This window comes from Kitasatospora sp. NPDC015121, assembly GCF_055562955.1.
This window is the reverse complement of the sequence record NZ_JBVHEH010000004.1, coordinates 84,555-107,086: the sequence shown is the minus strand read 5'-3', so window position 1 is coordinate 107,086 and position 22,532 is coordinate 84,555. Positions and strand designations below refer to the sequence as shown.

The following is a 22,532-nucleotide window of genomic DNA, read 5'->3' as shown; positions in this document are numbered from 1 at the left end:
GGCGGTCCGCCGGTCAGGCCCGGGTGACGGTGTAGTCGCGGAACTCCAGTGCGGTGTTGTCGGCCCGCAGGCCCACGCCGCCGGGGCCGGTGATCCGGCGGGGGTCGTCGTCGAGGGCGTCCAGGACGGTGGTGCCGTCGATCGCGAGGGTGAGGCGGACCTTGCCGTCGGCGGTGTCGCGGACGGTCGCGGCGACGGTGTGCCACTCGTCGTAGGGGAGGGCGTGCCGCCCTTCGGCCAGGGTCCGGTAGTCGCCCTGGTCGGCGGGGTCGTCCCCGGCGCCGGGGGTCTTGCGCTTGATCTCCAGGTGCCCGTCGCGCCGCCGGAAGCTGAGCGCGTACAGCTCCTGCGGGCTGTGGTAGCGCAGCCACAGGTGGGCGCCGTCCCAGTCCTGGGCGGGGGTCCGGCCGGTGGTCAGCGGGGGTTGGAGGCGGACCCGGACGGTGACGGCGCAGCCGGTGAAGTCCCGGCGGCGGGTGACCAGGCGGAAGACCGCGGAGCCGGTGTGCCGGGCGGAGTCCGGTCCGGGGGAGTCGCCGTCGGGCGCGCCGGTGGAGCCGGTGCCGTCGTGGGCGAACAGCGAGCCGCTGGTGACCACCCAGTCGGGGCTGGTGCGGGCGTCCGGCGCGTGCTCCTCGCGGAAGGCGTACTCGTTGGTGAGCAGCCCGTCGCCGGACAGGTCGGGCCGGAAGGCGCCGTCGCGGCCGCCGGCGCCGGGCCACAGGTACCAGGCGCCGGCGGCGGTGCCGGCGGTGAGGGCGGAGCCGCCGAGCAGGAGTGCTCGGCGGCTCGGCCTCGGTCGGGGGTCGCTCACTTGACCTGCGCCTCGGTGACCTTCAGTTGGCGGACGGTCGGCCAGGAGGCCTTGGTGACGTCCCGGTAGGCGGAGAAGGCGACGCCGCCGGTGCCGCCGCCGACGGCGGGGACGGTGAAGCCGACGTTGCCGTCGACGGTGATCCAGGTGGTGTCGGTGCCGACCGTGATCACCACGTCGTGGTGGTCGGCGTCGGTCAGGGCCTTGCTGGCGACCAGTTTGCGGTTGTCGGCGTCGCCGGACAGCACCTTCACCCCGCGCCGGCTGACCTGGACGCTGACGGCGGACGGGCTGCCGACCCGGGCCCAGACGGCGGCGGAGACGCCCGGGGTGTTCAGCCGCCGGACGGTGCCGCGCACCGTGTACCTGGTCCACCCCTCGGTGCGGTCCCGCTCGAAGGCCGCGTAGTCGGACAGCGCCAGGCCGGTCGGCGAGAGCCCGTCGCCGCCCACCTTCATGCCGGACGGGACGCCGGGCGCGGAGGTCCAGCTGGCCCCCGGGTCGAGCAGCACGGCCTTGGCCACGGTCAGGGTGGTCGGCGCGGCCGCGGCGGCGCCGACCGGGACGGGCTTCACGTCGAGCGCGGTGAACTTGGGCCACGGCGTCTTGTCGGAGCCGTTGCGTACGGACAGGCCGATGCCGCCGGTGGCGTTGCCGCCGCTCTGCGCGGTCTCCGTGCTGAGCTCGGTCCGGCCGTCGACCAGCACCTTGACGGTCTTCCCGGTCACCGTGACCTGCAGCTGGTGGCTCGCGGCGGCGACCAGCGGCTTGGCGGTGATCTGCTCGCGCCTGTCGCCGCTGCCGCGCAGCAGGGTGACGGTCGAGCGGCTGAGGCCGACCGTGATCGGCTCCAGGCTGTCGTTGCGGGTGGTGACGTTGACGTTGTTGGTGCTGTCGGCGAGGTCCGCCACGGTGGCGCCGACCGTGTAGTCGGTCCAGTCGGCGGACGCCATCGGCAGCAGGTCCGCCGACACGTACCCGGTCTTCCCCGGGTAGGGGCCCGCGCCGGTGAGGGCGCCGATGTCCTCGGCGCCGCTGGCGTCGGTGCGGGTCCAGGAGGCCGGGTCCCGCAGCGGGGCGTCCAGCGACGGCGGGACGAGGGTCCACTGCTTGACCTGGTCCAGCAGCTGGGCGGCGGTGGTGGTCTGGAAGACCTCCAGGCGCTGGATCTGCCGGGCCGCCGCGGCCCGCCGGCCCGCCGGGAGCGGGCGGTGGACCAGGTCGGTCAGGGTGGCGGTGAACGTCCGCTCCAGGACGCCCTGCAGCGAGGGCCCTGGGATGGGCACGTTGATCCGCTCGCTCATCTCGGAGAACGGATACGCGAACAGCTGCGGGCGCGGCAGTCCGTGCTCCTCGAAGTCCACCAGGCTCTGCGCGATGTCGGCGTCGAGCCGCTGCTGGTACTCCTCGACGCTCTCGATGCGCTGCTGCGCCGGCAGCCACAGCCGGTTCGACAGCGCGGAGGCCATGGTGCCGGCGGCGTCGACCTGGCCGCGCTGGTGCAGGTCGTGGGTGTGGTCCTGGAAGTCCCAGCGGCCGGAGGCCGACATCCGGGAGACCTCGGCCCAGGAGAGGTAGTAGGGCCGGTTGTGGTCGACCTTCCCGGTGATCAGGTAGGAGGCGGCGTGCATGTGGTGCTTGGCGAGGATGCGGTCCCCGTACACCCAGAGGCCGTTGGTGCCGTCGTCGAAGGTGATGTACACCGAGCGGGGCGGCGCCGGGCCGCCCTTGAGGTAGTCGACGAACTCGTCGGTGGTGAGGGTGCGGTAGCCGGCCGCCTCCAGCGCGGTGAGCTGCTGGTCGAACCGCTCGGGGGTGACGACGTACTCGCTGCGGTTGGTCGGGCTGATGTCGTGGTAGGTGAGCACGACGGGCGGCGCGGCCTCGGGCAGCTTCCCGGACTCGTCCCGCCAGGAGGCCTGGGTGGCGCGGTCCAGGTGGGCCGGGCCGACGGTGCTCTGCGGGGTGACGTCCCGCCGGAAGACGTAGTACTTCCAGCCGGCGTAGAACGGCATGGCGAGCACCGAGAGCGCCAGCACGACCAGCGAGAACCGGGCGAGCCAGTGCGTGACGCCGCGTCGGCCGGAACGGCCCTGCCGGCGGCGGCGGCGGTCGGGGCGGGCGGTCACAGCAGACTCCCTCGGGAGAGCACGAGAGCGTAGACGCCCACGACGACGGCGGTGGACAGGACGGCGGCGACGAAGCGCGCGACGGCGCGCAGCGGCCTCACGTCGCGCTCCTCGACCAGACGCCGCGCCGGATGGTGGCGATCGAGTACGGCAGCAGCCAGGCCAGCAGCACCGAGGAGAGCAGGCTCATCACCGGCCGGTAGCGCCACCGGGTGTCACCCGGGTTGTCGATCTTGAAGGCGAGCCCCCAGACCAGCCCCTTGAGGACGACGCCGCCCAGGTAGAGCAGGGTCAGGAAGGCGGCGCCGTGCAGCGGCGCCCACAGCAGGTGCCGGAACGCCATCACGGGGGCGGCGACCACCCACAGCGCGTGGCCGTAGTAGAGCGCGGCCGGGCCGAGGCCCCGGCGCCACATGAAGGTGCCGGTGAAGCACATGTTGCGGATGAAGCTCTTCTTCCAGCGGATCTGCTGCTTCATGAACGGCCGGAACCGGGCCGGCACGTTGGTCCACACCCGGGCGGACTGGACGTAGCCGATCCGCCACTTGCGCTCCGGGTAGTCCGCGGCGGTGACGAACGGCGAGTCGGCGTACTGCCGCTTCAGCGCGCGGCCCTTCCACTTCTGGCCGAGCACGTAGCCGGTCAGCTGCCGGTCGGTGGCGAAGCGGAACGGTGCGCCCATGAACCGGTCGCCGGCCCAGGCCGGGAGGTAGTTGTAGATCGCGTCGCGGCGGAAGACGGCGAGCGGCCCGGAGACGCACGCCACCGACCCGAAGACCGCCTCCGCGGCCTTGGCGACCCGGAACTGGCCCTCGTACCAGACGTCCTGGGCCCGGGTGAACACGCTGACCGGCGCGTTCAGTGCCCGGCAGTGCCCGCTGACGGCGCCCAGCTCCGGGTGCCGGACCAGGGCGTCGACGCAGCGCCGCAGGGCGTCCGGGGCGAGGATGCAGTCGGAGTCGGTGAAGGCGATGACGTCGCCGTCGGCGATCTCGCAGGCCCGGACCAGGGCGTGCTTCTTGCCCAGGTTCTTCTCCAGGTACAGGACGGTGATCCCGAGTTCGGCCTCCAGGCGGCGCAGCACGGCACGCGTGCCGTCCTCCGAGAGGTCGTCGACGACGACGATCTGCAGGTCGGGGTAGTCGGAGGAGGCCATCGAGCGGACGCAGTCCTCGATGCACTCCTCCTCGTCCTTGACCGCCAGCAGGAAGCTGACCCGCGGGACGGCGGGCAGCTGCGGGAAGTCGTCCAGCCGGCGCGGGCGCTTGCGCAGCTCGCGCACCGCCGGGTCGTCGTACTTGCTGTAGGAGATGTAGAGCATCGCGATGGTGCCGGCCAGCACCACGAAGCCGTAGCCGAGGATCAGCGGGCTCTGCGGCAGCCGGGGCGCCTCGCGGGCCAGGATCAGCAGCAGCGGCAGGATGCACAGCAGGGTCAGCACCCGGCGCACCCCGGCGCGGACGGCCGGGTCCACCCGGTCCATCGCGCGGCCGAGCGGCCCCGGGCGGCGGGCCGGAGCCCGGACCCCGGCCGGCAGCGGGGGGAGCAACCGCTCCGGACCGTGCGGCCAGGTGGCCGGCACCGTCTCGGTGCGCGGCGACTGGTCGAGGATCACAGGACCGCCTTCGCGGGGACGCCGGGCAGCCGGTAGGTGGCGTCCAGCACCGACTCCTGGCGGGTCAGCCAGGTCAGGTCGGCGCCGGGCTGGACGGTGTGCACGACCACCAGGTCCCAGGTCTCGGCGCCCGGGTCGGCGACGCCGTGCACCACCGTGCCGTGCAGCCGGGCGGTCGGCACCAGCGGGTCGTGGAAGGAGACCGCGGCACCCAGCTCGTGCAGCTCCTCCAGGATCTCCAGCGCCGGGGACTCGCGCAGGTCGGCGACCCCGGGCTTGTAGCTCACGCCGACCAGCAGCACCCGGGCCCCGGCCAGCGGCCGGCCGCGGTCGCCGAGCAGCTCCCGCACCCGCTGGACGACCTGGCGCGGCCGGCCGGCGATGGCGGTCATCGCGGTGTCGATCAGCGGGGAGGCGATCCGCAGCCGGCGCAGCTGCCACAGCAGGTAGTGCGGGTCGCAGGGGATGCAGTGCCCGCCCACGCCCGGCCCCGGGTAGAACGGCATGAAGCCGTACGGCTTGGTGGCGGCGGCCTCGATCACCTCCATCGGGTCGAGCCCGAGGCCGCGGCAGTTGTCCGCGAACTCGTTGGCCAGCGCGATGTTGACGGCCCGGAAGGTGTTCTCGTACAGCTTGCTCATCTCGGCCGTCTCCGGCGAGCTGACCCGGTGCACCGACGGCGCGGTCAACAGCAGGGCCTCGGCGGCGAGTTCGGTGCAGCGGGGGGTGACGCCGCCGACGACCCGGGGGGTGGTGTCCTGGGCGTGGTGCGCGTTGCCGGGGTCGATCCGCTCCGGCGAGAACGCCACGTGGACGTCCTCGCCGGGCGTGAAGCCGCGGGCCAGCAGCGGGCGGAGCACCAGGTCGCGGGTGCAGCCGACGTAGGTGGTCGAGGTGAGCATCAGCAGCTGGCCCGGCACGGCGTGCGCCACCGCGGTGGCGCACGCGGCGGCCAGCGCGTCGAGGTCGGGCACCAGGTGCGCGTCGACGGGGGTCGGCACGCAGACGATCACGACCGAGGCGTCCGCGAGCAGCGCCGGGTCGTCGGTGAGGGCGAACCGCGGGTCGTCGACGGCGGCCGCGAGCCGGTCCCGGTCGCTGGGCAGCAGGTCGACGTCCTGGCGGCGGATGGCGTCGAGCCGGGAGGTGCTGACGTCGAGCCCGATCACCGACCGCCCGGCGCCCAGCAGGGCGAGGGCGGTGGGCAGGCCGACGTAGCCGAGACCGACGACGGCGACGGTCCCGGTGGAGGCGGAGGCGGAGACGGAGGGGGAAGCGGAGGTGGAGCGGGAGGGGACGGACGGGCGTGACAGGGCAACTGTGGACAAGGTTCTTCCAAGATTCGTGGGCCAGGAGGACAGCACGGCTGGCACCGGGGAATCCCTGAAGGATGGAGGCCCTGTGATCACGCCAGCAAATCGGTCATCAGCCGACAAACGGCCCACAAGGACTGGGATATGCCCGTCTTGGTCATGCTTTCGTCCCTCTACTTCGGTGTAGTTTCAAACCTCGGGAGGGGGAAGCGTGATGAAAAAGTGATCAAGTGATAGTCATTTGTGCGTAGCCGGTGCACGCGCCACCGCGCCCGGCGCGGAGCCGCCCGCACATCTCGCAACAAGCTTTTAACAAACCGCAGTTCAGCGCCGGTCGGGAAGGGCCGACACCCGCGGGCCCCGTCCGGTGCGGCGCACCCGGAGACCGGGCGCGCCGCGGCCGAGCCCGGACGTCAGACGGTGGCGGCGACGGCCTCGGCGCCCGCTGCGCCTTCGGCGGCCTCGGCGGCCTTCGCGGCCAGCTGGTCGAGCACCTCGCGCAGGCCGGTGACGACCTCGGCGTCGTCGGCGGGGTGGGTGGTGGCGAAGCGGGTGCCGGCGGAGGGCACCGAGAGCCGGGCCCCGTCCAGGACGGCGCCGCCGGCGATGCCCGCGGACTTGCGGGCCTCGTCCTGGGCCCAGACGCCCCCGTAGCCGCCGAAGGCGGTGCCGACCACGGCGACCGGCTTCCCGCTGATCGCACCGGCGCCGTACGGGCGGGACAGCCAGTCGATGGCGTTCTTCAGCACGGCGGGGATCGTCCCGTTGTACTCGGGCGAGACCAGCAGCAGCGCGTCCGCCCGGCCGGCCGCCGCGCGCAGCAGCGCCGCCGGGGCCGGGGCGGCGTCCGGGACGTCGATGTCCTCGTTGTAGAACGGGACGTCCGCGAGGCCCTGGTGGATCTCGACCTCGATCCCCTCGGGGGCGTGCCGGACGGCGGCCTCCGCCAGCTGCAGGTTGTACGAGCCGGCCCGGAGGCTGCCGACGAGGGCGAGGACGCGCACGGTCATGGTGGAACTCCTTACTGGGAACCCGGTCGGCCCGACTGCGGCGGGTCCGACCAACTGACCACGACTGTAAGGGCGGAGGGGTGCCGTCCGGATCCGCCGGCCCGGCACCGCCGCGCCCCCCGCCCCTCACGGCACTCCGGCCTCCCGCGGCGGGCCGCGGAAGGCCGGAGCGCTTCTCGCCCGGGGTCAGGAGGCCGGTTCGGTGAGGTGGTAGAGGTAGTGGAAGGCCGGGCGGGGGTGCATCAGGAACTCGTGGTGGGAGATGTTCCAGGCGTACGCGCCGGCCATCGCGAACAGCAGCCGGTCGCCGGCGCGCAGCGCGCCGACGGGGGTGCGGGAGGCCAACACGTCCTTGGGGGTGCAGAGTTGGCCGGAGACGGTGACGGGGGTGTCGGTGACGCCGGGGCGGGGCCAGGGGTGCGGCCAGTGCGGGACGGGCAGGACGGTGAAGGGCTGGGAGTGGCCGCGGGTGGCCGGGGTGCGCAGGTGGTGGGTGCCGCCGCGGACCACGGCGAAGTCCTCGCCGTGGCTGTGCTTGACGTCCAGGACCTCGGTGGCGTACCAGCCGCAGTAGGCGGTGAGGGCCCGGCCGGGTTCCAGCCGGACGGTCAACCCCGGGTGGCGGTCCAGGAGTTCGGCCAGCCCGCGGCCGAAGGCGGACCAGTCGAAGCGGGCGTCCGGGTCGGCGTAGTCGACGGCCATGCCGCCGCCGACGTTCACCTCGTCGAACGACAGGCCGTGCCGGGCGGCGAGGTCGGCGGACCAGTCCACGATCCGCTCGGCGAGCCGGAGTTGCTCGGCGGCCGGCAGGCCGCTGGCCAGGTGGGCGTGGATGCCGCGCAGCCGCAGGTGGGCGAAGCCGGGGGTGGCCAGCAGCGCCAGGCAGCGGCCGACCTGCTCGGGGTCCAGGCCGAACGGGGTGGGGCGCCCGCCCATCGCGAGGGCGACGCCGTCCAGGGCGCCGTCCCCCACCGGCAGGTTGACCCGCAGCAGCACGTCGACCGGGCGGTCGGCGGCCGCGGCGAGGGCGTGCAGTTCCCGCTCGCTCTCCACGTGCCAGCGCCGGACGGCGGGCAGCCGGAGCGCGGCGGCGATCTCCTCGGCGGACTTGCCGGGGCCCCCGAAGGCCAGCGGCGCGTCCGGCACGGCGGCGTGCACGTGCGCCAACTCGCCGCCGGAGGAGACCTCGTAGCCGTCGACCAGGCCGTGCAGCGCGGTCAGCAGCGGGGCGTCCGGGTTGGCCTTCGCGGCGTAGTAGAGCTCGACCCGCCCGGGCAGCGCCGCCCGGACCCGCCGGGCGTGCGCCCGCAGCGCCGCCAAGTCGTACAGGTAGGCCGGGAGTTCGGTCAGCCCGGCGGCGGTGGTGCGGATGTTCACACGTACTCCTTCAGCCCGGCGGCGGCCTGCGCCGGGATCGACAGCGGGGAGGCCAGCGGCACGTAGCCGGCCTCGCGGTCCGGGCGGCGGCTCCACCGGGTCAGCAGGTTGGCCTTCGCCGGCAGCGGGACGCCGGCCAGCAGCGCGGCCAGCCGGGGCGGGCAGCCGTGCGCGGCGGCGTACTCGGCCAGCACCGTCCGGACGTCCGCCCACAGCGCGGCCTCCAGCCCGGGGTGCCGGTCGGCGAGGGCGGCCAGCAGCTCGGCCAGGTGGTTGACGACCAGGCAGTACACGACGCGGTCCCAGCCCCGCTGGGCGTCGTACGTCATCGGTCCGGCGGTGCCGGCCGGGAGCGCGGCGAGCCGGGCCGCGTTGTGCTCGGGCAGCAGCTTGGTGCCCTCCAGGTCGCGGAACAGCACCTGCGCGGGCCGGCCCCGCCCGTCCACGCAGACCAGCACGTTCTGCAGGTGCGGTTCGAGCACCACGCCGTGGTCGAAGTACGCGGCGAGCACCGGCGGGACGACCAGCCGCAGGTAGGCGGACCACCAGCCGCGGGCGTCCGCGGCATCCGAGCCGGCCGTCAGCGCGCCGATCTGCGCGCCGCTGGTCGGGTACTCGTCGGCGACCGCCCCGGCCAGCAGCGGGGTCAGCCCGGGGCGGACCACCCCGGCCAGGCCCTCGCGGACGATCAGCCCGAAGCCCTCGTACAGGCCGAGGTCGGGCTCCCCGTCCGGGCCGGGCAGCGCCAGGGTGCGGAACGCCGGTTCGCGCAGCACCGCCGCGTCGGGGAAGCGCCCGGCCAGGTCGGCGAGCGGCTCGGCGAGCAGCCGGGTCAGCGTGACCGCGCCCGCCAGCTCGTACGCGGAGTTCTTGCGCAGGCAGTTGGTGATCCGCACGTTCAGGCTGAACTTCAGGAACACGCCCTCGCCGTACAGCGTCCGCACCGAGGCGGTGGCCGCGAACGGGGCGCCGCCCTCGCCGAGGTCGAGCACGTCGCCGCGGGCCAGTGCGGCGGCCAACAGCGGCTGGTCGGACAGCAGTTGGTACTGCCACGGGTGGACCGGCAGCAGGGTGTAGCCGTCCGGCACCGGGCGCAGCGCGTCCAGCCGGGCCAGCGCGGCCGGGTCGGCGGAGTCCTGCGCGATCAGGCCGGTGCGCACCGCGAGGTACCGCAGCCGGAACGCGGCCCTGGCCTCCGGCGCGTAGTCCTCCCACGAACCGCGCTGGGCGGAACGGGACTTGGGCGCCGGGTGGAAGCGGTGGCCGAAGAGCAGCGCCTGCTCGGACTCCAGGTACCGGTCCGCCCCGGCGGCCGGTCGCCCGGCGAGCGCGGCGGCCACCCCCCGGTGGCTGGAGGCGACCTGGTCCAGGAACTCCTCGTTGCCGACCCCGGTCCGCAGGGTCAGCTCCGCCCGGACGTGCTCGGCCAGCTCGCGCCAGCCCAACTCGCGCCAGCCGCCCGCCACTTCCTCGCTGACCGGGCCGGTGAAGCGGTGCGCGCCGAGCAGCGAGGTGCGGCGCAGCGCGACCCGCAGCAGCGCGCCGCGACGGGGCAGGCGCAGCAGCAGGGTGCCGTCGTCGACGGCGGTCTGGTGCTCGGGTCCGGAGACCTCGCGCAGCAGGCAGTTGAGCAGGGTGTGGGCGACGGCCTCGTCGGCACCGGGCAGCACGTCCGGGGCCGCCGTCGACGGACGGGGATCGGTCTTCGTGGTCATCGGGGGCTCCAGCGGGTCAGGAGGACGAGGGCGGCGGCGAACGCGGCCGCGGCGGTGCCGGCGAGCACGGGGGCGGTCGGGCCGAAGGCGCCGTTGACCACGGCGGCCACCCCGCCCGCGGCGACCGCACCGCCCTTGGAGACCAGCTCCAGGGTGCCGAACATCCGCCCCGGGGGCCGCCCTTCGGCGGCGGCCGCGGCCAGCACGGACAGGCAGACCAGGCCGAGCGTCATGCCGGCCCCCAGCACCGTCCGGGCCAGCACCAGGCCCGGCAGCGCCTGGGCGGCGCCGTGCCCGGCCAGGCCGAGGCCGACCAGCACGAAGGCGGCGAACAGGCCGGTGCGCGGCCGGTGGTGGAACAGGTGGTGCACCCGGCCCGCGGTCAGCAGGTACACCAGGTGCGGCAGCGCGAACAGCACGCCCGCCACCGTCCCGGAGACGCCGGGCAGGCGCCGCTCGACCAGCGCGATCAGGTAGGGGAAGGAGACGATGGTGGCGAAGACGAACGCGAACTCGAACACGTAGAGCAGCCGCAGCAGCCCGGCCGGCTGCCCGGCCCCCGTCCGCCCGTCGCCCGCCCCGGCCCGGGTCGGCTGCTCCGGCTCGGGCAGGAACGCCAGCAGCACCGCGGCCGCCAGCGGCAGCACCGCCATCAGCAGGTACTGCCGGTGCGGGGTCACCCACGGCGAGAGCGCGCCGACCAGCACCGGCGCGGCCACCAGCGCGGCGCGGGCGCTGCCCTGCATCAGGGTGAGCGCCCGGGACAGCGCCGAGCCGCGCAGCGCCGCCCCGAGGTAGCCGTTGGTGGCGGCGAAGGTCCCGCCGAGGAAGCCCTGCAGCACCAGCGCGGCGGTGAACGCGGGCAGCGAGTCGGCCGCGCCCGCCAGCAGGAAGGAGACGGTCAGCCCGAGCTGGGCCCGCAGCAGCAGCCGCTTGCGCCCGAACCGGTCCGCGAGCCGCCCCCACAGCGGCGCGCCGAGCGCGCTGAACACGGTCGGCACGATGTACAGCAACCCCGCCCACCGCCCCTCGCGGTCGCCTAGCGCGGGCAGGATCTGCGTCAGGTACGGCGGCAGCCCGAGCGCCGCGAACGAGGCGACGAAGTAGCAGGCCGCCACCGCGTGCACCTGCCGCCGCTGCAACCCCTCGCCCCCGGGCCGTTCCCCGACCCGGCCCGGACGCTCCAGCGCACCGGTGCTCACGACCGCTCCGACTGCGCCGCGCCGAGCGGGTTGCCGCCCGGAATCCGTTGGTCCAGAAGGTAGTTGGGTCCGTCCGTGTAGTGCTTGTTGATGTCCGCCGCGCCGGAGCGCTCCTTGCTGAGCAGGGTGCCGGCGCTGACCATGGCCTTGACCGGCAGGCGGCGGGCCTCCAGCAGGTCGGTGCGCAGCGGGGCGCCGACCGGGCCGAGGCGGTCGAGCGCGGTGGCGAGGGTGTCGCGGAGCAGGCCGAGGGTGCGGGGGAGCGGGGCGCGGCCGTGGGCGGCGAGGCCGAAGGCGAGCGAGGCGGTGCAGAGGTGGCCGGTGATCGTGGTGAACAGGTCGGTCAGCGGCCGGTCCTGGTCGCCGAAGATCCGGGCGTCGTCGAACTGCTTGCGGTGGTGGGCGAGTTCGCCGAGCCGGGTGTGGTTGATCCGGGGGCCGTCGTTGTCCTTGAGGAGCAGCCGCAGCCTGGTCCGTCCGGCGTGTTCGTCCAGGACCAGCGAGGTGTTCTGCTGGTGCGACTCCAGGGCGATGCCGTGGCCGAAGAGGGTGGTCTGCCAGTCGATCAGCAGGTCCAGCAGTGCCCGGTACAGCTCCAGCGGGGAGCCGTCGTAGAAGCGGTCGGCGAGGTGGTCGACCACCAGGCGGCCGCCGGGTGCGTCGGCCAGCAGGGTGGCCAGCGGAACCGTCAACGCGCCTTCCCCCAGCGCGGGTTGGCGGCGGATCAGGACGGCGAGCAGTTCGTCTCCGGCGACCTGCGCGTAGCTCTGCTCGTCGGCGTGCAGGATCCGGCCGGCGAACCGGGGTTCGCGCTCCAGGACGGCCCGCAGCAGGCTCTCCCCGGCGGCGCCGTCGGCGAGCGTGCCGGGCTTGATGGTGCGCCGGTTGCGCCGGCCCAGGGTGGCGGTGGCGAGCGGGAGCTTGAGGTGGACCGACGGGTCGCGGACGACCGCGACGGTGCGCATCGACAGGGTCGGGACGACCTCCAGGTACGGCTCCTCGGCGAGGACCGCGCCCGGCAGGTCGGGCAGGTGCTCGACGGTCAGCGGGTGCACCGGGACGGTCAGGTACCGGCCGTCCACGCCGAGTCGCCGGGCGCTCGGCCACCACGCGGGCAGGTCGTCCCACTGCTGCGCGTCGGTCTCGCCGACCGGCACCGCCAGCCAGCGCAGTTCGAAGGACGGGTGGAACTCGGGCGCGTACTGCCGGAGTTGGTCGTCGGTGAGGCCGGAGCGGCCGCGCGCGGTCGGGTAGACCGGGTGGTCCAGGTAGGCGGCGAGGGTGTCGAAGGCGAGCGAGGCGGCGGGGCCGGTCCAGTGGGCCGGGTCGGTGCCGTACGCCTCGGCCAGCAGCCGGTGCACCCCGGGGCGGACGGCGGCGTGCAGCTCCATGGTGGCCAGCGTCTGCCGGCACTCCTCGGCGAAGGCCAGGTGCCCGGGCCGGTCGAGCGGGTCGGCGGCGGCGGCCAACTCGGCGAGGATCGCGTCGAGTCCGCGCACCTCCACGCCGTCGACGGCGAGCAGCGGCAGCCGGGCGGCGTACTCGCACTGGAAGCCCTCGGGGGTCACCGGCAGGGCGAATCGGCCGCCGCGCAGCCACGGCCCGTCGGCGCGCTGTTCGAGCACCGCGCCGCCGCGCAGTCCGAGCACGTCCTCGCGCAGCAGGGCGCTCAGGACGCGGAGGGTCAGCTGGTCGGCGGGGCCCGGGGCGCTCATGAGGTGATCTCCCAACGCCTGGACTTGATGAACCCGGCCACCGCGTCGTCGACCTGCCGCTGGTCCGAGCCGACCGCCCAGACCACCCCGAGGTAGTCGCGGTTGGTGCGGTACAGCCCGTGCCGCTCGCCGATCACCCGGGTCGGCCGGTAGGAGAGGGTGACGCCGTCGGTCTCGGCGTCGTACGGGCCGGGGGCGGCGGTCAGGGTGCCGGGCCGGTCGGCGAGCACGGCCTCGTTGAGGGCGCGCCGGTCGGTGCGCAGTCCGAGGTCGGCGGGCAGCCGCTCGCCGAGGTGGGCGCGCAGCACGAGCTCGAACAGCGGGATGTCGAGGATCCGGGCCAGCATCAGGTCGCACTGGTCGCCGATGGCGCGGTAGTTGACCTCGATGATCCGGGCCCGGCCGTCCGGCTGGACGACGAACTCGGTGTGGCAGGCGCCGAGTCCGACGCCGAGCGCGTCGAGCTGGGCGAGCACCTGCGCGGTGACGTCCGCCGGGTGGGCGGGCACGAAGACCAGCGCCTCCTCGATGAAGTCCGGCGGCGGGGAGAGCCGGGTGCGGAACCCGCCGAGGACGTGCCGGGTGCGGGTGTCGCCCAAAGTCTCCAGGGTGTGCAGCTCGCCGGCCAGGAACTCCTCGGCGACCAGCACGGCGTCGCCGCGCCGGGCGGCGATCTCCGCGCGGCGCGCGGCGAGTTCGGCCGGGTCGGCGACCAGCGAGACGTCCTCGCTGGCCACGCCCTCGCGCGGCTTCAGCACGCACGGGAAGGGCACGTCCAGTTCGGCCGGGTCGGCGCCGGGCGGCAGTTCGACGGAGCGGACGGCGTCCAGGCCGGCCAGCGCCAGGTGGCGGCGCAGCTGGCCCTTGTCCTTGGCGCGCAGCGCGGCCTTCCAGTCCTTGGCGGGCAGGCCGAAGTACTCGGCGGCCAGCGCGGTCTGGGTCTGCAGGTGGTCGCTGTTGCTGAACACCGCGTCGGGGGCGTCGAGTTGCGAGATGGTGCTGATCACCGCGCGGAAGTCACGGACGTCGCACTCGACCAGTCGCGGTCTGAACTCGCGTTCCGCGTAGGCCCGGTGGTGGGGTTCGGCGTGGTCCGTCAGGACGGTGACGTCGAGCCCGAGTCCGGCCGCGGCGGGCAGGAAGCCGTCGGTCACCGAGTCGGTGGGGTTCAGGGCGAGCAGGTAGAGCCGCAAGGCGATCGGTCTCCGTTCGAGAGGGGAGGCAGCGGGTGCCCCGGGCGCCCCGGGGAATCGGGGGCGCCCGGAACGGCGGGCGGGGAGGGGCTACTTGGGGGCGTCGACGCCGGCGGCCCGGGCGATGTCGCCGAGCATCTGGTCGGCGGCCTGGACGCCGATGCCGGACATCCAGGTCTCGTCCGGGACGGTGAAGACCTTGCCGTTCTTGACCGCGTTCAGGCCCTGCCAGACGGCGGTCTGCTGGACCTCGGCCTGCTTGGTCTTGGACGGGTCGTCGGAGGTGGTGACGAACACCAGGTCGGCGTCGGCCTGGTTGATCAGCTCGGGGCTGACCTCCAGCATCGACTTGTCGACGTCGGGGGCCTTGATCGCGCGGGCCATGCCGACGTCCTTGAGCACCACGCCGCTGAACGAGGCGTTCTGGTAGAGGCGGGTCGGGCCGGCCACGAAGCGGACCACCGAGACGGTCGGGGCGGTGCCGTTGTACTTGGTCTTGACCGCCTCGCCGAGCTTGGCGGCGCGGGCCTCGTAGTCGCCGAGCGCCTTCGCGGCCTCGGTCTCCTTGCCGAGGGCCTGCGCGTACAGCTTGAGGTTGGCCTTCCACGGCTCGCCGGTGGTCTCGGCCATCACGGTCGGGGCGATCGCGTTGAGCTTGTCGTACACCTTCTCGTGGCGGACCTTGGAGGTGAGGATCAGGTCCGGCTTGAGCGAGGCGATCAGTTCGAGGTTCGGCTCGTTCATCGGGCCGACGTCCTTGGTGCCGTCGATCTTGCCCTTGAGGTAGGCGGGGAACCCGCCCTCGGTCTTCAGGTGCGGGGCGACCGCGCCGACCGGGGTGATGCCGAGCAGGGTGACGTCGTCCAGCTCGCCGGAGTCCAGCACCACGACGCGCTTGGGCTGGGACTTGATCTCGGCGGTGCCCAGCGCGTGCTTGACGCTGCGCGGGAACGCGGCGGCGCTGTCCCCGGCGGCCTGGCTCGCGGCGGGCTTGGCGTCGGCGGAGTCCTCGCTGCCGCAGGCGGTCAGCAGGGCGGTGGAGAGCAGGGCGGCCAGCACGGCGGCGGAGAGCTTGCGGTTGGTCATCTTCGGTTCCTCGCGGGGGAGTTCGGGGGAGTGCGGGGCGGTTCGGAGGCCGGGGAGTCGGCGCGCGGGCAGGGGGGATCGCCGGTGGGCGCGCGGGCGCCACCGGAAGTTCGGGGGGTGGGTCAGCGGCGGGCCAGCGGGACCACCAGCGGGGTGCCGGTCTCGGGGTCGGGGACGATCCGGCAGGGCACCTGGAAGACCCGTTCGACCAGTTCGGCGGTCAGCACCTCGCCGGGCGGGCCGGCCGCGGCCAGCTCGCCGTCGTGCAGGACGACCAGGTGGTCGGCGTAGCGGGCGGCCTGGCCGAGGTCGTGCAGCACCATGACGACGGTCCGGCCGGCGTCCCGGTGCAGGTCGGTGACCAGGTCGAGGACGTCCAGCTGGTGGCGCAGGTCGAGGAAGGTGGTGGGTTCGTCGAGCAGCAGCAGGTCGGTGTCCTGGGCGAGGGCGAGCGCGATCCAGGCGCGCTGCCGCTGGCCGCCGGAGAGCTGGTCGACCGGGCGGTCGCGCAGCGCGTCGGTGCCGGTGCGGCGCAGCGCCTCCTCGACGGCGGCCTGGTCGGCGGCCGACCAGGGGGTGAGCATCCGCTGGTGCGGGTAGCGGCCGAGCCGGACCAGCGCCTCGACGGTGACCGCCTCCGGGGTGACCGGCTGCTGCGGCAGCAGGCCCATCCGGCGGGCCAGCGCCCGGGCGGGCATCCGGTGGATGTCGGCGCCGTCCAGGGTGACGGTGCCGGCCGCCGGGGCGAGCAGCCGCACCAGGCCGCGCAGCAGGGTGGACTTGCCGCAGGCGTTCGGTCCGACGATCGCGGTGACCGCCCCGCCGGGCAGTTCCAGGTCCAGGCCCCGGACGACCGCGCGGTCGCCGTAGCGCAGGTGCAGGGCCCGCGCGGCCAGCCGGTCGGGGGAGGGGGCGGTCGTGGTCATCGGGAGCTCCTCTGCGGCGGTCGGCCCTGGCGGATCATCAGCGCCAGCAGCCAGGGGGCACCGAGCGTCGCGGTGACGGCGCCGACCGGCAGGCCGTGCACCGGCAGCACGTGCAGGACGAGGTGGTCGGCGGCGGTCAGCAGCAGCGCGCCGGTCAGCGCGGTCAGCGCCAGGGTGAGCGGGGTCGGCGGGCCGGCCAGCAGCCGCACCAGGTGCGGGACGGCGAGCGCCACGAACCCGACCGGTCCGGCCAGCGCGGCGGCCAGCGAGGCCAGCACCACGGCGAGCAGCAGCAGGCCGAGGCGGGTGCGGTGCGGGTCGAGGCCCAGGCCGCCGGCCGAGTCGTCGCCCAGGTCGAGCACCGCGACCCGGCGGTCCAGCAGGAACACCGCGGCGGTCACGGCGGCGATCGCCCCGCCGGCGCCCCACAGTTCGGGCCAGGTCCGCCCGTACAGCGAACCGGTGGTCCACTGCAGCGCCTGCCCGGCCAACTCGGCCGGGAACCGGACGATCATCAGGTTGACGGCCGCGGCCAGGCCCGCCTGCACGGCCAGGCCGACCAGCACCAGCCGGGTCACCGCCATCCGCGAGCCCCAGGCGAACGCGCCGAGCAGCGCGGCCGCCAGCAGGCCGCCGCCGAGCGCCGCCAGCGGGGTCAGCGTCTGCGAGGCGCCGGTGGCCAGCAGCAGCACCGCGCCGAACGAGGCGCCGCCGGTCACGCCGATCACGTCCGGCGAGGCCAGCGGGTTGCGGAACAGCCGCTGCAGCAGCGCGCCCGCCACCGCCAGGCCGGCGCCCGCGACCAGCGCGGACAGCACCCGGGGCGCCCGGAACTCCCGCACCACCAGGACGTCGCCGGCCGCGCCGGAACCGAACAGCGCGCGCAGCGCGTCCGGCAGCGGGATCGACACCTGGCCGGTGGACAGCGCCACCCCGGTCATCAGCACCAGCAGCACGGCGGCGGCCGCGATCAGCAGCAGGGTCCGCCGCCGGGCCCGGGCCAGCGCGCCGGGCTTCGTCCCGACCGGGGCGGGGGCGGTGCGGGCAGGGGTCAGGGTGTCCGGGCTCATCGGGCCGCCGCCGCCTTCCGGGCCAGCACCGCGAGCAGCGGCGCGCCGAGGAACGCGGTGACGATCCCGACCTCGATCTCGGACGGCCGCACCACCAGCCGGCCCAGCACGTCCGCGAGCAGCAGCAGCACCGGACCGGCGATCAGGCAGCCCGGCACCAGCGCCCGGTGGTCGTTGCCCAGCAGCGGACGCACCAGGTGCGGCGCCGCCAGTCCGACGAACGCCACCGGTCCGGCCACCGCGACCGAACCGGCCGCCAGCAGCACCACCGCCAGGCCGCCCGCCACCCGGATCCGCGCCACCGGCACGCCCAGCGCCTGCGCGGTCTCGTCGCCGAGCGCCAGCGCGTTCAGCGCGGGGGCGATCAGCAGCGCCAGCACGACGCCGACCGCGAGCAGCGGCAGCACCTGGTACAGCCCGTCCAGGCTCCGCCCGCCGATCGAACCGGCCAGCCAGAACCGGGCCTCGTCCAGCGTCCGCCGGCTCGCCAGCATCAGCGCCGACGTCCAGGACACCAGCACCGCCGACAGCACGGTCCCGCCGAGCGCCAGGCGCACCGGGTCCAGGTCGCCCGAGCGGCGCGCCATCCCGTAGGCCAGCAGCGCGGCGCCGGTCGCGCCCGCCACCGCGAACCAGACGTACTGCAGGGGGTGCGACAGGCCCAGCGCGAAGATCGCGGTCACCACGGCGAACCCGGCCCCCGCGTTGATGCCCAGCGTGGTCGGCGACGCCAGCGGGTTGCGCGTCACGCCCTGGGCGACCGCCCCGGCCGCGCCGAGCGCCGCGCCCACCGCGATCCCGATGACGGTGCGCGGCACCCGCAGGCCGACCACCACGTCGGCGTCCGGTCCGTGCAACCGGCCTGACAGGGCGTCGAGCACGGTCGGGAGCGGGATCGACCGCGAACCGAGGACCAGGCTGAGGGCCGCGCACAGCGCGAGCGCCCCGAGGCCGGCGGCGAGCAGCAGGGACTGCCGCAGGACCGCGGGCCGGGGCGCCGGAGCCGTGGACACGGATGGTTCTGTTCTGAGCACAGAAAGAGATTTTGGTTAGGCTAACCTAAATAAGTCAAGTGCCCGGTGGGGGCACGGGACGTGACCCGCGCCTCACTGCGGAAGGAAGCCGCCATGCTCGACCTGCCCGCCCGGCCCGCGCCGACCGCCGGACACCTCGCCCGGACCTACCGTCAACTCGCCGCCGCCTGCCCGGCCCTGACGCTCACTCTGGTCGACACCGCGCCGGGGGACGACGGAGCGTCAGCACCCGGGCGGGACTGGGTCCCCGCCGACCGGCTCGCCTCCGCCGCCGAACGCCTCGTCGAGGCCGAGGCCGCCCGGATCCGCGACCGCCACGGCACCACCCCGCGCCCGCACGTCGCCGCCTCCCGGCTGCTGCACCACCACCTGTGGACCACCTCGCTGCTGATCACCGGCATCTGGTACCTCGAAGGGCGGATCCCGCGGCTCCCCGCCGACCGGCTCTGGACCGACGCCGCCACCGGCGACTTCGCCCTCCGCCCCGGCGACTGGGTCCCCGGCGACGAGACCGCCCTGCGCGACACCGTCGCCGCCCACCTCGGACCGGTCCTCGCCGCCTTCCAGCCCCACGTCCGCCGGGGCCCCCGCGCCCTGTGGGGCATGGCCACCGACGACCTGGTCTCCGGCATCTGGTACCTCGGCCGGATGCTCGACCGGGAGGACCACGCCGTCGCCACCGCCGCCGCCCTGCTCCCCGCGGGCGCCGCCCCCTGGACCGGCACCGCCGACTTCCGCCACGAGAACGGCGCCTGGACCCGCACCCGGCAGGGCTGCTGCCTCTACTACGCCGTCGACCCGGCCAGCCCCTGCGCCACCTGCCCGCGCCGGGGCTGATCCGCCTCAACCCGCGGTCAGGTGGGCGTAGACCACGGTGTTGTCCTGGTAGCCGCCACGGGCGCGGTCGAACGCGCCGCCACAGGTGATCAGCCGCACCTCGGCCCGGGACGCGGGCGCGTACACCTCGTCCGGGACGCCGCTCTTCGGATAGGCGACGACCCGGTCCACGGTGAAGACGGCGGCGGCGCCGTCCGCCCGGTCGACGGTCACGGTCGCGCCGGGCCCGAGCCGGGAGAGCAGGTAGAAGACACCCGGACCGGCCGGAGTGTCCACGTGCCCGGCCAGCACCGCGGTGCCCCGCTCGCCCGGACTGGTCCCCGCCGCGTACCAGCCCGCGCTGCCGCCCCGATCCATCGGCGGGGGCCGCAGCGCCCCGTCCGGCCCGAGCGTGAGCGGCAGCAGCCCGGCGTCGACTCCCAGCGAGGGGATCCGCAGCCGGGTCGGCACCGACCGCGCCAGCGCCGGGGCGTCGGCGGCGGCCGGGACGGCGCTCGCCCGCGCCGGTACGGGCGCGGGCGGGGGAGGGGCGGGAGCGCCGGCGGTGGCGAACGCGGTGGCGGCCCCGGCGAGCGCGACCGCCGCCGCGACCAGCGCCGCGACCAGGCCGTTCCCGTTCCGGTCCGCCCGGCCCCGACCGCTGTCGGGCGTGCCGACCGCCGTGCTGCCCACGCCGCCCCTCCGCGGGCCCGGGCTCAGCGCCCGCCGGCGCGGGTGCGACGCCGGACCACCAGCGCGGACCCGCCCGCCGCCACCGCCAGCGCGCCCAGCACCGCCACGGCCCGGCCGTGGTCGGACGGCCCGTAGCCGGCCGCGACCGCACCGCGCGGCACCGCGGCCGTCGAGGCCGAGGCCGAGGTCGAGGCGGAGGCGGACGCGGCGACGGAGGCGCCTGCCGAGGCCGAAGCGGAGGCCGAAGCGGAAGCGGCGGCCGAGGCGGAGGTCGAAGCCGAAGCCGAGGCCGCGGCCGCGGCGGAGGGCGAGGCGCTCGCGGAGGCCGCGACGCCCGCGGGCAGGTCCTCGCAGGCGATCCCGTCGTTGTCGGCGTCGAGGTTGTTCGGGTCGGAGCGGTCCGCCTCCAGCACCGCCTGTGCCTCCGGCTGGGTCTGGAAGTCGGAGCAGTTCTTCACGTCCGCGGCGGGCGCCAGCGCCTGCGCGGAGGTGGCCGAGGCGACCGGGACGAGCACGGCCGCGCCCAGGGTGGCGGCGGCGAGGACGGAGTGAACACGCATGACCATCACGTTCCTTCACAACGGGTAAGGGGACTGCCACCCATCGTGTCCACCGCCGCCGCGCCCGCCACCGGAACCCGGACCGGTCGGCCCGTCGAACGGCGCCCGCCACCCCGCGCCGGCGGGCCGCCGCGCCCCGGCGAGGTTCCCGGCCGCCGCTGGTCCGATCGGGGCCGGGCCGCGCGACCGCCCCCGCATTCGCCCGTCCGGGGGCGGGTCGGCCGACCGGCGGCCCGGGCGGGCCCGGGCGGTGGGCGTTCGCGCAGGTCAGCGCGGTCTTATCGCCTTTGAAAACCGTCATCGGTGCAGCCTTTGCCAAGGTGCGGGACGGTGCGCTTCACTTCCCCGCGTCGAACGGCCGAACGGCCGGGTGCAACGAGACGGGGGCGCGGATGGGTGCGGGACACGGCCACGGGCACGACCACGAGCACGGCCACGGGCACGGTCCCGACGGGCACGCGCACGGCGTGTCGGCCGACGCGGACCGGCGCTGGCTGGCCATCGCGCTCGCGCTGATCTGCGGCTTCATGGCGGTCGAGGTCGTCGTCGGCCTGGCCGCCGGCTCGCTCGCGCTGCTGTCGGACGCGGCGCACATGCTGACCGACGCCGCGTCGATCGTGCTGGCGCTGGTGGCGATGCGGCTGGCGGCCCGGCCGGCCCGGGGCGGGTTCACCTTCGGGCTGAAGCGGGCCGAGATCCTGTCCGCCCAGGCGAACGGCCTGTCGCTGATCCTGCTGGCCGCCTGGCTGACGTACGAGGCGGTGGAGCGGCTGGTCAGCCCGCCGGAGGTGACCGGTTCGCTGGTGCTGTGGACGGCGCTGGCGGGCATCGCGGTGAACGTGGTCGCCGCCTGGTGCCTGTCGAGGGCGAACCGCACCTCGCTGAACGTCGAGGGCGCCTACCAGCACGTCCTGAACGACCTGTTCGGGTTCGTCGCGACCGCGGCGGCCGGCCTGGTGGTGATGACCACCGGGTTCGCCCGGGCCGACGCGATCGTCTCGCTGGTCGTGGTGGTGCTGATGGTGAAGGCCGGGTACGGGCTGCTGAAGGAGTCCGGCCGGGTCTTCCTGGAGGCCGCGCCGGCCGGGGTCGACCCGGACGCGATCGGCGACGCGATGGTGGCCCGGCCCGGCGTCGTCGAGGTGCACGACCTGCACGTGTGGCAGATCACCTCCGGCCAGACCGCGCTGTCCGCGCACGTCCTGGTCGACCCCGACCGGGACTGCCACGCGGTGCGCGAGGACCTGGAGCGCGAACTCGCCCACCGCGACGGCATCACCCACACCACCCTGCAGGTCGACCACGCGGCCGCCGAACTCCTCACCGTCGGCGCCCCGCCCCGCCCCGACGGCCACTGCGCCGAACCGCACGGCGCCGTCCACCGCGAGGAGCCGCACACCCACTGACGGCCCGGGCCCGGGCCGGGGGACTACTCGCCCGCCAGCCGGGCGTACTCCCAGGGGTCGTGGGCGCTGAAGGGCACGACCCGTCCGGCCTGTTCGCGGACCAGCTCGCGCAGCCGGGCCCGGTTGCCCAGCCGTAGCGGCCGGTCGACCTCGGTGAGCTGCTGCAGGACGTCCGTGCCGGGGTGGCCTTCGGGCCGGTCCGGGTCGATCTCGCGGTGGAAGTAGTAGGCGTCCCCGCAGTGGAGCAGCCAGTGTCCGGCGTCGCGGTCCCGGACCGCGACGGCGGCGTGGCCGGCGGTGTGTCCGCCGAGCGGGACGAGCGCCAGGTCTTCGGCGAGGCGGGGGAGCGGGCGGACGGCGTCGAACCCGAACCACGGCTCCGTGGCGGTGGATCGGTGGGCCGCCCACCTGGGGCGGTGCGCCCAGTGGGCGGGGCGGTAGCGGATCCGGTCCTCGGGGTGCGGTCCGGGGGCGCCGAGGGCGGCGCGCCGTTCGGCCTCCAGCAGGTGGACCTCGGCGTCGGGGAAGTCCGGCAGGCCCCCGGCGTGGTCGAGGTCGAGGTGGGTGAGCAGGACGTGCCGGACGTCGCGCGGGTCGTGGCCGAGCGCGCGGACCCGGTGCAGGGCCGTCTCCGCGAGGTCGAGCACGGGTTGGGCGCGCCCGCGGAACTCCGGCCCCAGGGTCCGGTCGGGGTCGGCGACGTCGGCGGTGCCGAGTCCGGTGTCGACCAGGACGAGGCCGTCCCGGTCGGTCTCCAGCAGCAGGCAGTGGCAGACCGCCGGACGGCGCTCGCCCCGGTGCTCGACGGTGCGCAGTGAACCGCAGTTGAGGTGGTGGATCCGCATGTCCCCCCCTGGG

The 22,532-nt window shown here is 75.3% G+C and carries 19 protein-coding genes; 2 read left to right on the top strand and 17 right to left on the bottom strand.

Features of this window, described 5'->3' with window-relative positions:
• Nucleotides 1-13: 13 nt before the first annotated feature.
• The 14 genes from ACZ3J7_RS06420 to ACZ3J7_RS06355 form a co-directional block, all read right to left on the bottom strand.
• Complete coding sequence (locus tag ACZ3J7_RS06420; protein WP_465617453.1) at nucleotides 14-814, bottom strand: hypothetical protein; 801 nt, start codon at nucleotides 812-814, stop codon at nucleotides 14-16.
• Nucleotides 811-2,943 carry a polysaccharide deacetylase family protein gene (locus ACZ3J7_RS06415; protein WP_465617451.1) on the bottom strand — a complete coding sequence of 711 codons (2,133 nt, stop codon included), beginning with the start codon at nucleotides 2,941-2,943 and terminating at the stop codon, nucleotides 811-813. Before ACZ3J7_RS06415 ends, ACZ3J7_RS06420 begins: the two co-directional genes overlap by 4 nt.
• A 97-nt stretch (nucleotides 2,944-3,040) precedes the next feature.
• The gene (locus ACZ3J7_RS06410) at nucleotides 3,041-4,558 is read right to left on the bottom strand and encodes a glycosyltransferase family 2 protein (protein WP_465617449.1); all 1,518 of its coding nucleotides are present in this window, start codon (nucleotides 4,556-4,558) and stop codon (nucleotides 3,041-3,043) included.
• Nucleotides 4,555-5,886: a nucleotide sugar dehydrogenase gene (locus ACZ3J7_RS06405; protein ID WP_465617447.1), complete on the bottom strand. Its 1,332-nt coding sequence runs from the start codon at nucleotides 5,884-5,886 to the stop codon at nucleotides 4,555-4,557. The genes ACZ3J7_RS06410 and ACZ3J7_RS06405 overlap by 4 nt, the downstream gene beginning before the upstream one ends.
• 398 nt (nucleotides 5,887-6,284) lie before the next feature.
• On the bottom strand, nucleotides 6,285-6,881 hold the full coding sequence (locus ACZ3J7_RS06400) for an NAD(P)H-dependent oxidoreductase (RefSeq protein WP_465617445.1): 597 nt from the start codon (nucleotides 6,879-6,881) through the stop codon (nucleotides 6,285-6,287).
• A gap of 186 nt (nucleotides 6,882-7,067) precedes the next feature.
• Nucleotides 7,068-8,258, bottom strand: coding sequence for a type III PLP-dependent enzyme (locus ACZ3J7_RS06395; RefSeq protein WP_465617444.1), 1,191 nt, complete (start codon nucleotides 8,256-8,258; stop codon nucleotides 7,068-7,070).
• On the bottom strand, nucleotides 8,255-9,973 hold the full coding sequence (locus tag ACZ3J7_RS06390; protein ID WP_465617442.1) for an IucA/IucC family protein: 1,719 nt from the start codon (nucleotides 9,971-9,973) through the stop codon (nucleotides 8,255-8,257). The genes ACZ3J7_RS06395 and ACZ3J7_RS06390 overlap by 4 nt, the downstream gene beginning before the upstream one ends.
• Nucleotides 9,970-11,175 carry an MFS transporter gene (locus tag ACZ3J7_RS06385; RefSeq protein ID WP_465617440.1) on the bottom strand — a complete coding sequence of 402 codons (1,206 nt, stop codon included), beginning with the start codon at nucleotides 11,173-11,175 and terminating at the stop codon, nucleotides 9,970-9,972. The genes ACZ3J7_RS06390 and ACZ3J7_RS06385 overlap by 4 nt, the downstream gene beginning before the upstream one ends.
• On the bottom strand, nucleotides 11,172-12,890 hold the full coding sequence (locus ACZ3J7_RS06380) for an IucA/IucC family protein (protein WP_465617438.1): 1,719 nt from the start codon (nucleotides 12,888-12,890) through the stop codon (nucleotides 11,172-11,174). The genes ACZ3J7_RS06385 and ACZ3J7_RS06380 overlap by 4 nt, the downstream gene beginning before the upstream one ends.
• The gene (locus ACZ3J7_RS06375; protein WP_465617437.1) at nucleotides 12,887-14,083 is read right to left on the bottom strand and encodes an ATP-grasp domain-containing protein; all 1,197 of its coding nucleotides are present in this window, start codon (nucleotides 14,081-14,083) and stop codon (nucleotides 12,887-12,889) included. Before ACZ3J7_RS06375 ends, ACZ3J7_RS06380 begins: the two co-directional genes overlap by 4 nt.
• 90 nt (nucleotides 14,084-14,173) lie before the next feature.
• Nucleotides 14,174-15,169, bottom strand: a complete 996-nt coding sequence (locus tag ACZ3J7_RS06370) for an ABC transporter substrate-binding protein (RefSeq protein ID WP_465617435.1) — start codon at nucleotides 15,167-15,169, stop codon at nucleotides 14,174-14,176.
• 122 nt (nucleotides 15,170-15,291) lie between these two features.
• On the bottom strand, nucleotides 15,292-16,095 hold the full coding sequence (locus ACZ3J7_RS06365; protein WP_465617434.1) for an ABC transporter ATP-binding protein: 804 nt from the start codon (nucleotides 16,093-16,095) through the stop codon (nucleotides 15,292-15,294).
• Complete coding sequence (locus tag ACZ3J7_RS06360; protein ID WP_465617432.1) at nucleotides 16,092-17,165, bottom strand: FecCD family ABC transporter permease; 1,074 nt, start codon at nucleotides 17,163-17,165, stop codon at nucleotides 16,092-16,094. The genes ACZ3J7_RS06365 and ACZ3J7_RS06360 overlap by 4 nt, the downstream gene beginning before the upstream one ends.
• The gene (locus ACZ3J7_RS06355; RefSeq protein ID WP_465617430.1) at nucleotides 17,162-18,178 is read right to left on the bottom strand and encodes a FecCD family ABC transporter permease; all 1,017 of its coding nucleotides are present in this window, start codon (nucleotides 18,176-18,178) and stop codon (nucleotides 17,162-17,164) included. Before ACZ3J7_RS06355 ends, ACZ3J7_RS06360 begins: the two co-directional genes overlap by 4 nt.
• A 114-nt stretch (nucleotides 18,179-18,292) precedes the next feature.
• Here ACZ3J7_RS06355 and ACZ3J7_RS06350 point away from each other — a divergent pair, with 114 nt between their 5' ends.
• Nucleotides 18,293-19,036: a (2Fe-2S)-binding protein gene (locus ACZ3J7_RS06350; protein ID WP_465617428.1), complete on the top strand. Its 744-nt coding sequence runs from the start codon at nucleotides 18,293-18,295 to the stop codon at nucleotides 19,034-19,036.
• 6 nt (nucleotides 19,037-19,042) lie between these two features.
• Here the strand turns inward: ACZ3J7_RS06350 and ACZ3J7_RS06345 are convergent, their stop codons facing one another.
• Together ACZ3J7_RS06345 and ACZ3J7_RS06340 are read right to left on the bottom strand one after the other, a co-directional pair.
• The gene (locus ACZ3J7_RS06345) at nucleotides 19,043-19,708 is read right to left on the bottom strand and encodes a class F sortase (protein ID WP_465617426.1); all 666 of its coding nucleotides are present in this window, start codon (nucleotides 19,706-19,708) and stop codon (nucleotides 19,043-19,045) included.
• 23 nt (nucleotides 19,709-19,731) lie between these two features.
• The gene (locus ACZ3J7_RS06340) at nucleotides 19,732-20,268 is read right to left on the bottom strand and encodes an excalibur calcium-binding domain-containing protein (protein WP_465617424.1); all 537 of its coding nucleotides are present in this window, start codon (nucleotides 20,266-20,268) and stop codon (nucleotides 19,732-19,734) included.
• Nucleotides 20,269-20,660: 392 nt separating this feature from the next.
• Here ACZ3J7_RS06340 and ACZ3J7_RS06335 point away from each other — a divergent pair, with 392 nt between their 5' ends.
• Entirely contained in the window at nucleotides 20,661-21,674 is a 1,014-nt protein-coding gene (locus ACZ3J7_RS06335; RefSeq protein WP_465617422.1) for a cation diffusion facilitator family transporter, read from the top strand.
• Between the two features lie 23 nt (nucleotides 21,675-21,697).
• Here ACZ3J7_RS06335 and ACZ3J7_RS06330 read toward each other — a convergent pair whose 3' ends face one another.
• Complete coding sequence (locus tag ACZ3J7_RS06330; protein WP_465617420.1) at nucleotides 21,698-22,519, bottom strand: MBL fold metallo-hydrolase; 822 nt, start codon at nucleotides 22,517-22,519, stop codon at nucleotides 21,698-21,700.
• Nucleotides 22,520-22,532: the final 13 nt, after the last annotated feature.

Bases quoted from the DNA above. Each gene is read 5' to 3' on its own strand.
- ACZ3J7_RS06400 (WP_465617445.1), bottom strand. From the start codon at position 6,881: ATGACCGTGCGCGTCCTCGCCCTCGTCGGCAGCCTCCGGGCCGGCTCG.
- ACZ3J7_RS06390 (WP_465617442.1), bottom strand. From the start codon at position 9,973: ATGACCACGAAGACCGATCCCCGTCCGTCGACGGCGGCCCCGGACGTG.
- ACZ3J7_RS06380 (WP_465617438.1), bottom strand. From the start codon at position 12,890: ATGAGCGCCCCGGGCCCCGCCGACCAGCTGACCCTCCGCGTCCTGAGC.
- ACZ3J7_RS06370 (WP_465617435.1), bottom strand. From the start codon at position 15,169: ATGACCAACCGCAAGCTCTCCGCCGCCGTGCTGGCCGCCCTGCTCTCC.
- ACZ3J7_RS06365 (WP_465617434.1), bottom strand. From the start codon at position 16,095: ATGACCACGACCGCCCCCTCCCCCGACCGGCTGGCCGCGCGGGCCCTG.
- ACZ3J7_RS06360 (WP_465617432.1), bottom strand. From the start codon at position 17,165: ATGAGCCCGGACACCCTGACCCCTGCCCGCACCGCCCCCGCCCCGGTC.
- ACZ3J7_RS06350 (WP_465617428.1), top strand. From the start codon at position 18,293: ATGCTCGACCTGCCCGCCCGGCCCGCGCCGACCGCCGGACACCTCGCC.
- ACZ3J7_RS06340 (WP_465617424.1), bottom strand. From the start codon at position 20,268: ATGCGTGTTCACTCCGTCCTCGCCGCCGCCACCCTGGGCGCGGCCGTG.
- ACZ3J7_RS06335 (WP_465617422.1), top strand. From the start codon at position 20,661: ATGGGTGCGGGACACGGCCACGGGCACGACCACGAGCACGGCCACGGG.
- ACZ3J7_RS06330 (WP_465617420.1), bottom strand. From the start codon at position 22,519: ATGCGGATCCACCACCTCAACTGCGGTTCACTGCGCACCGTCGAGCAC.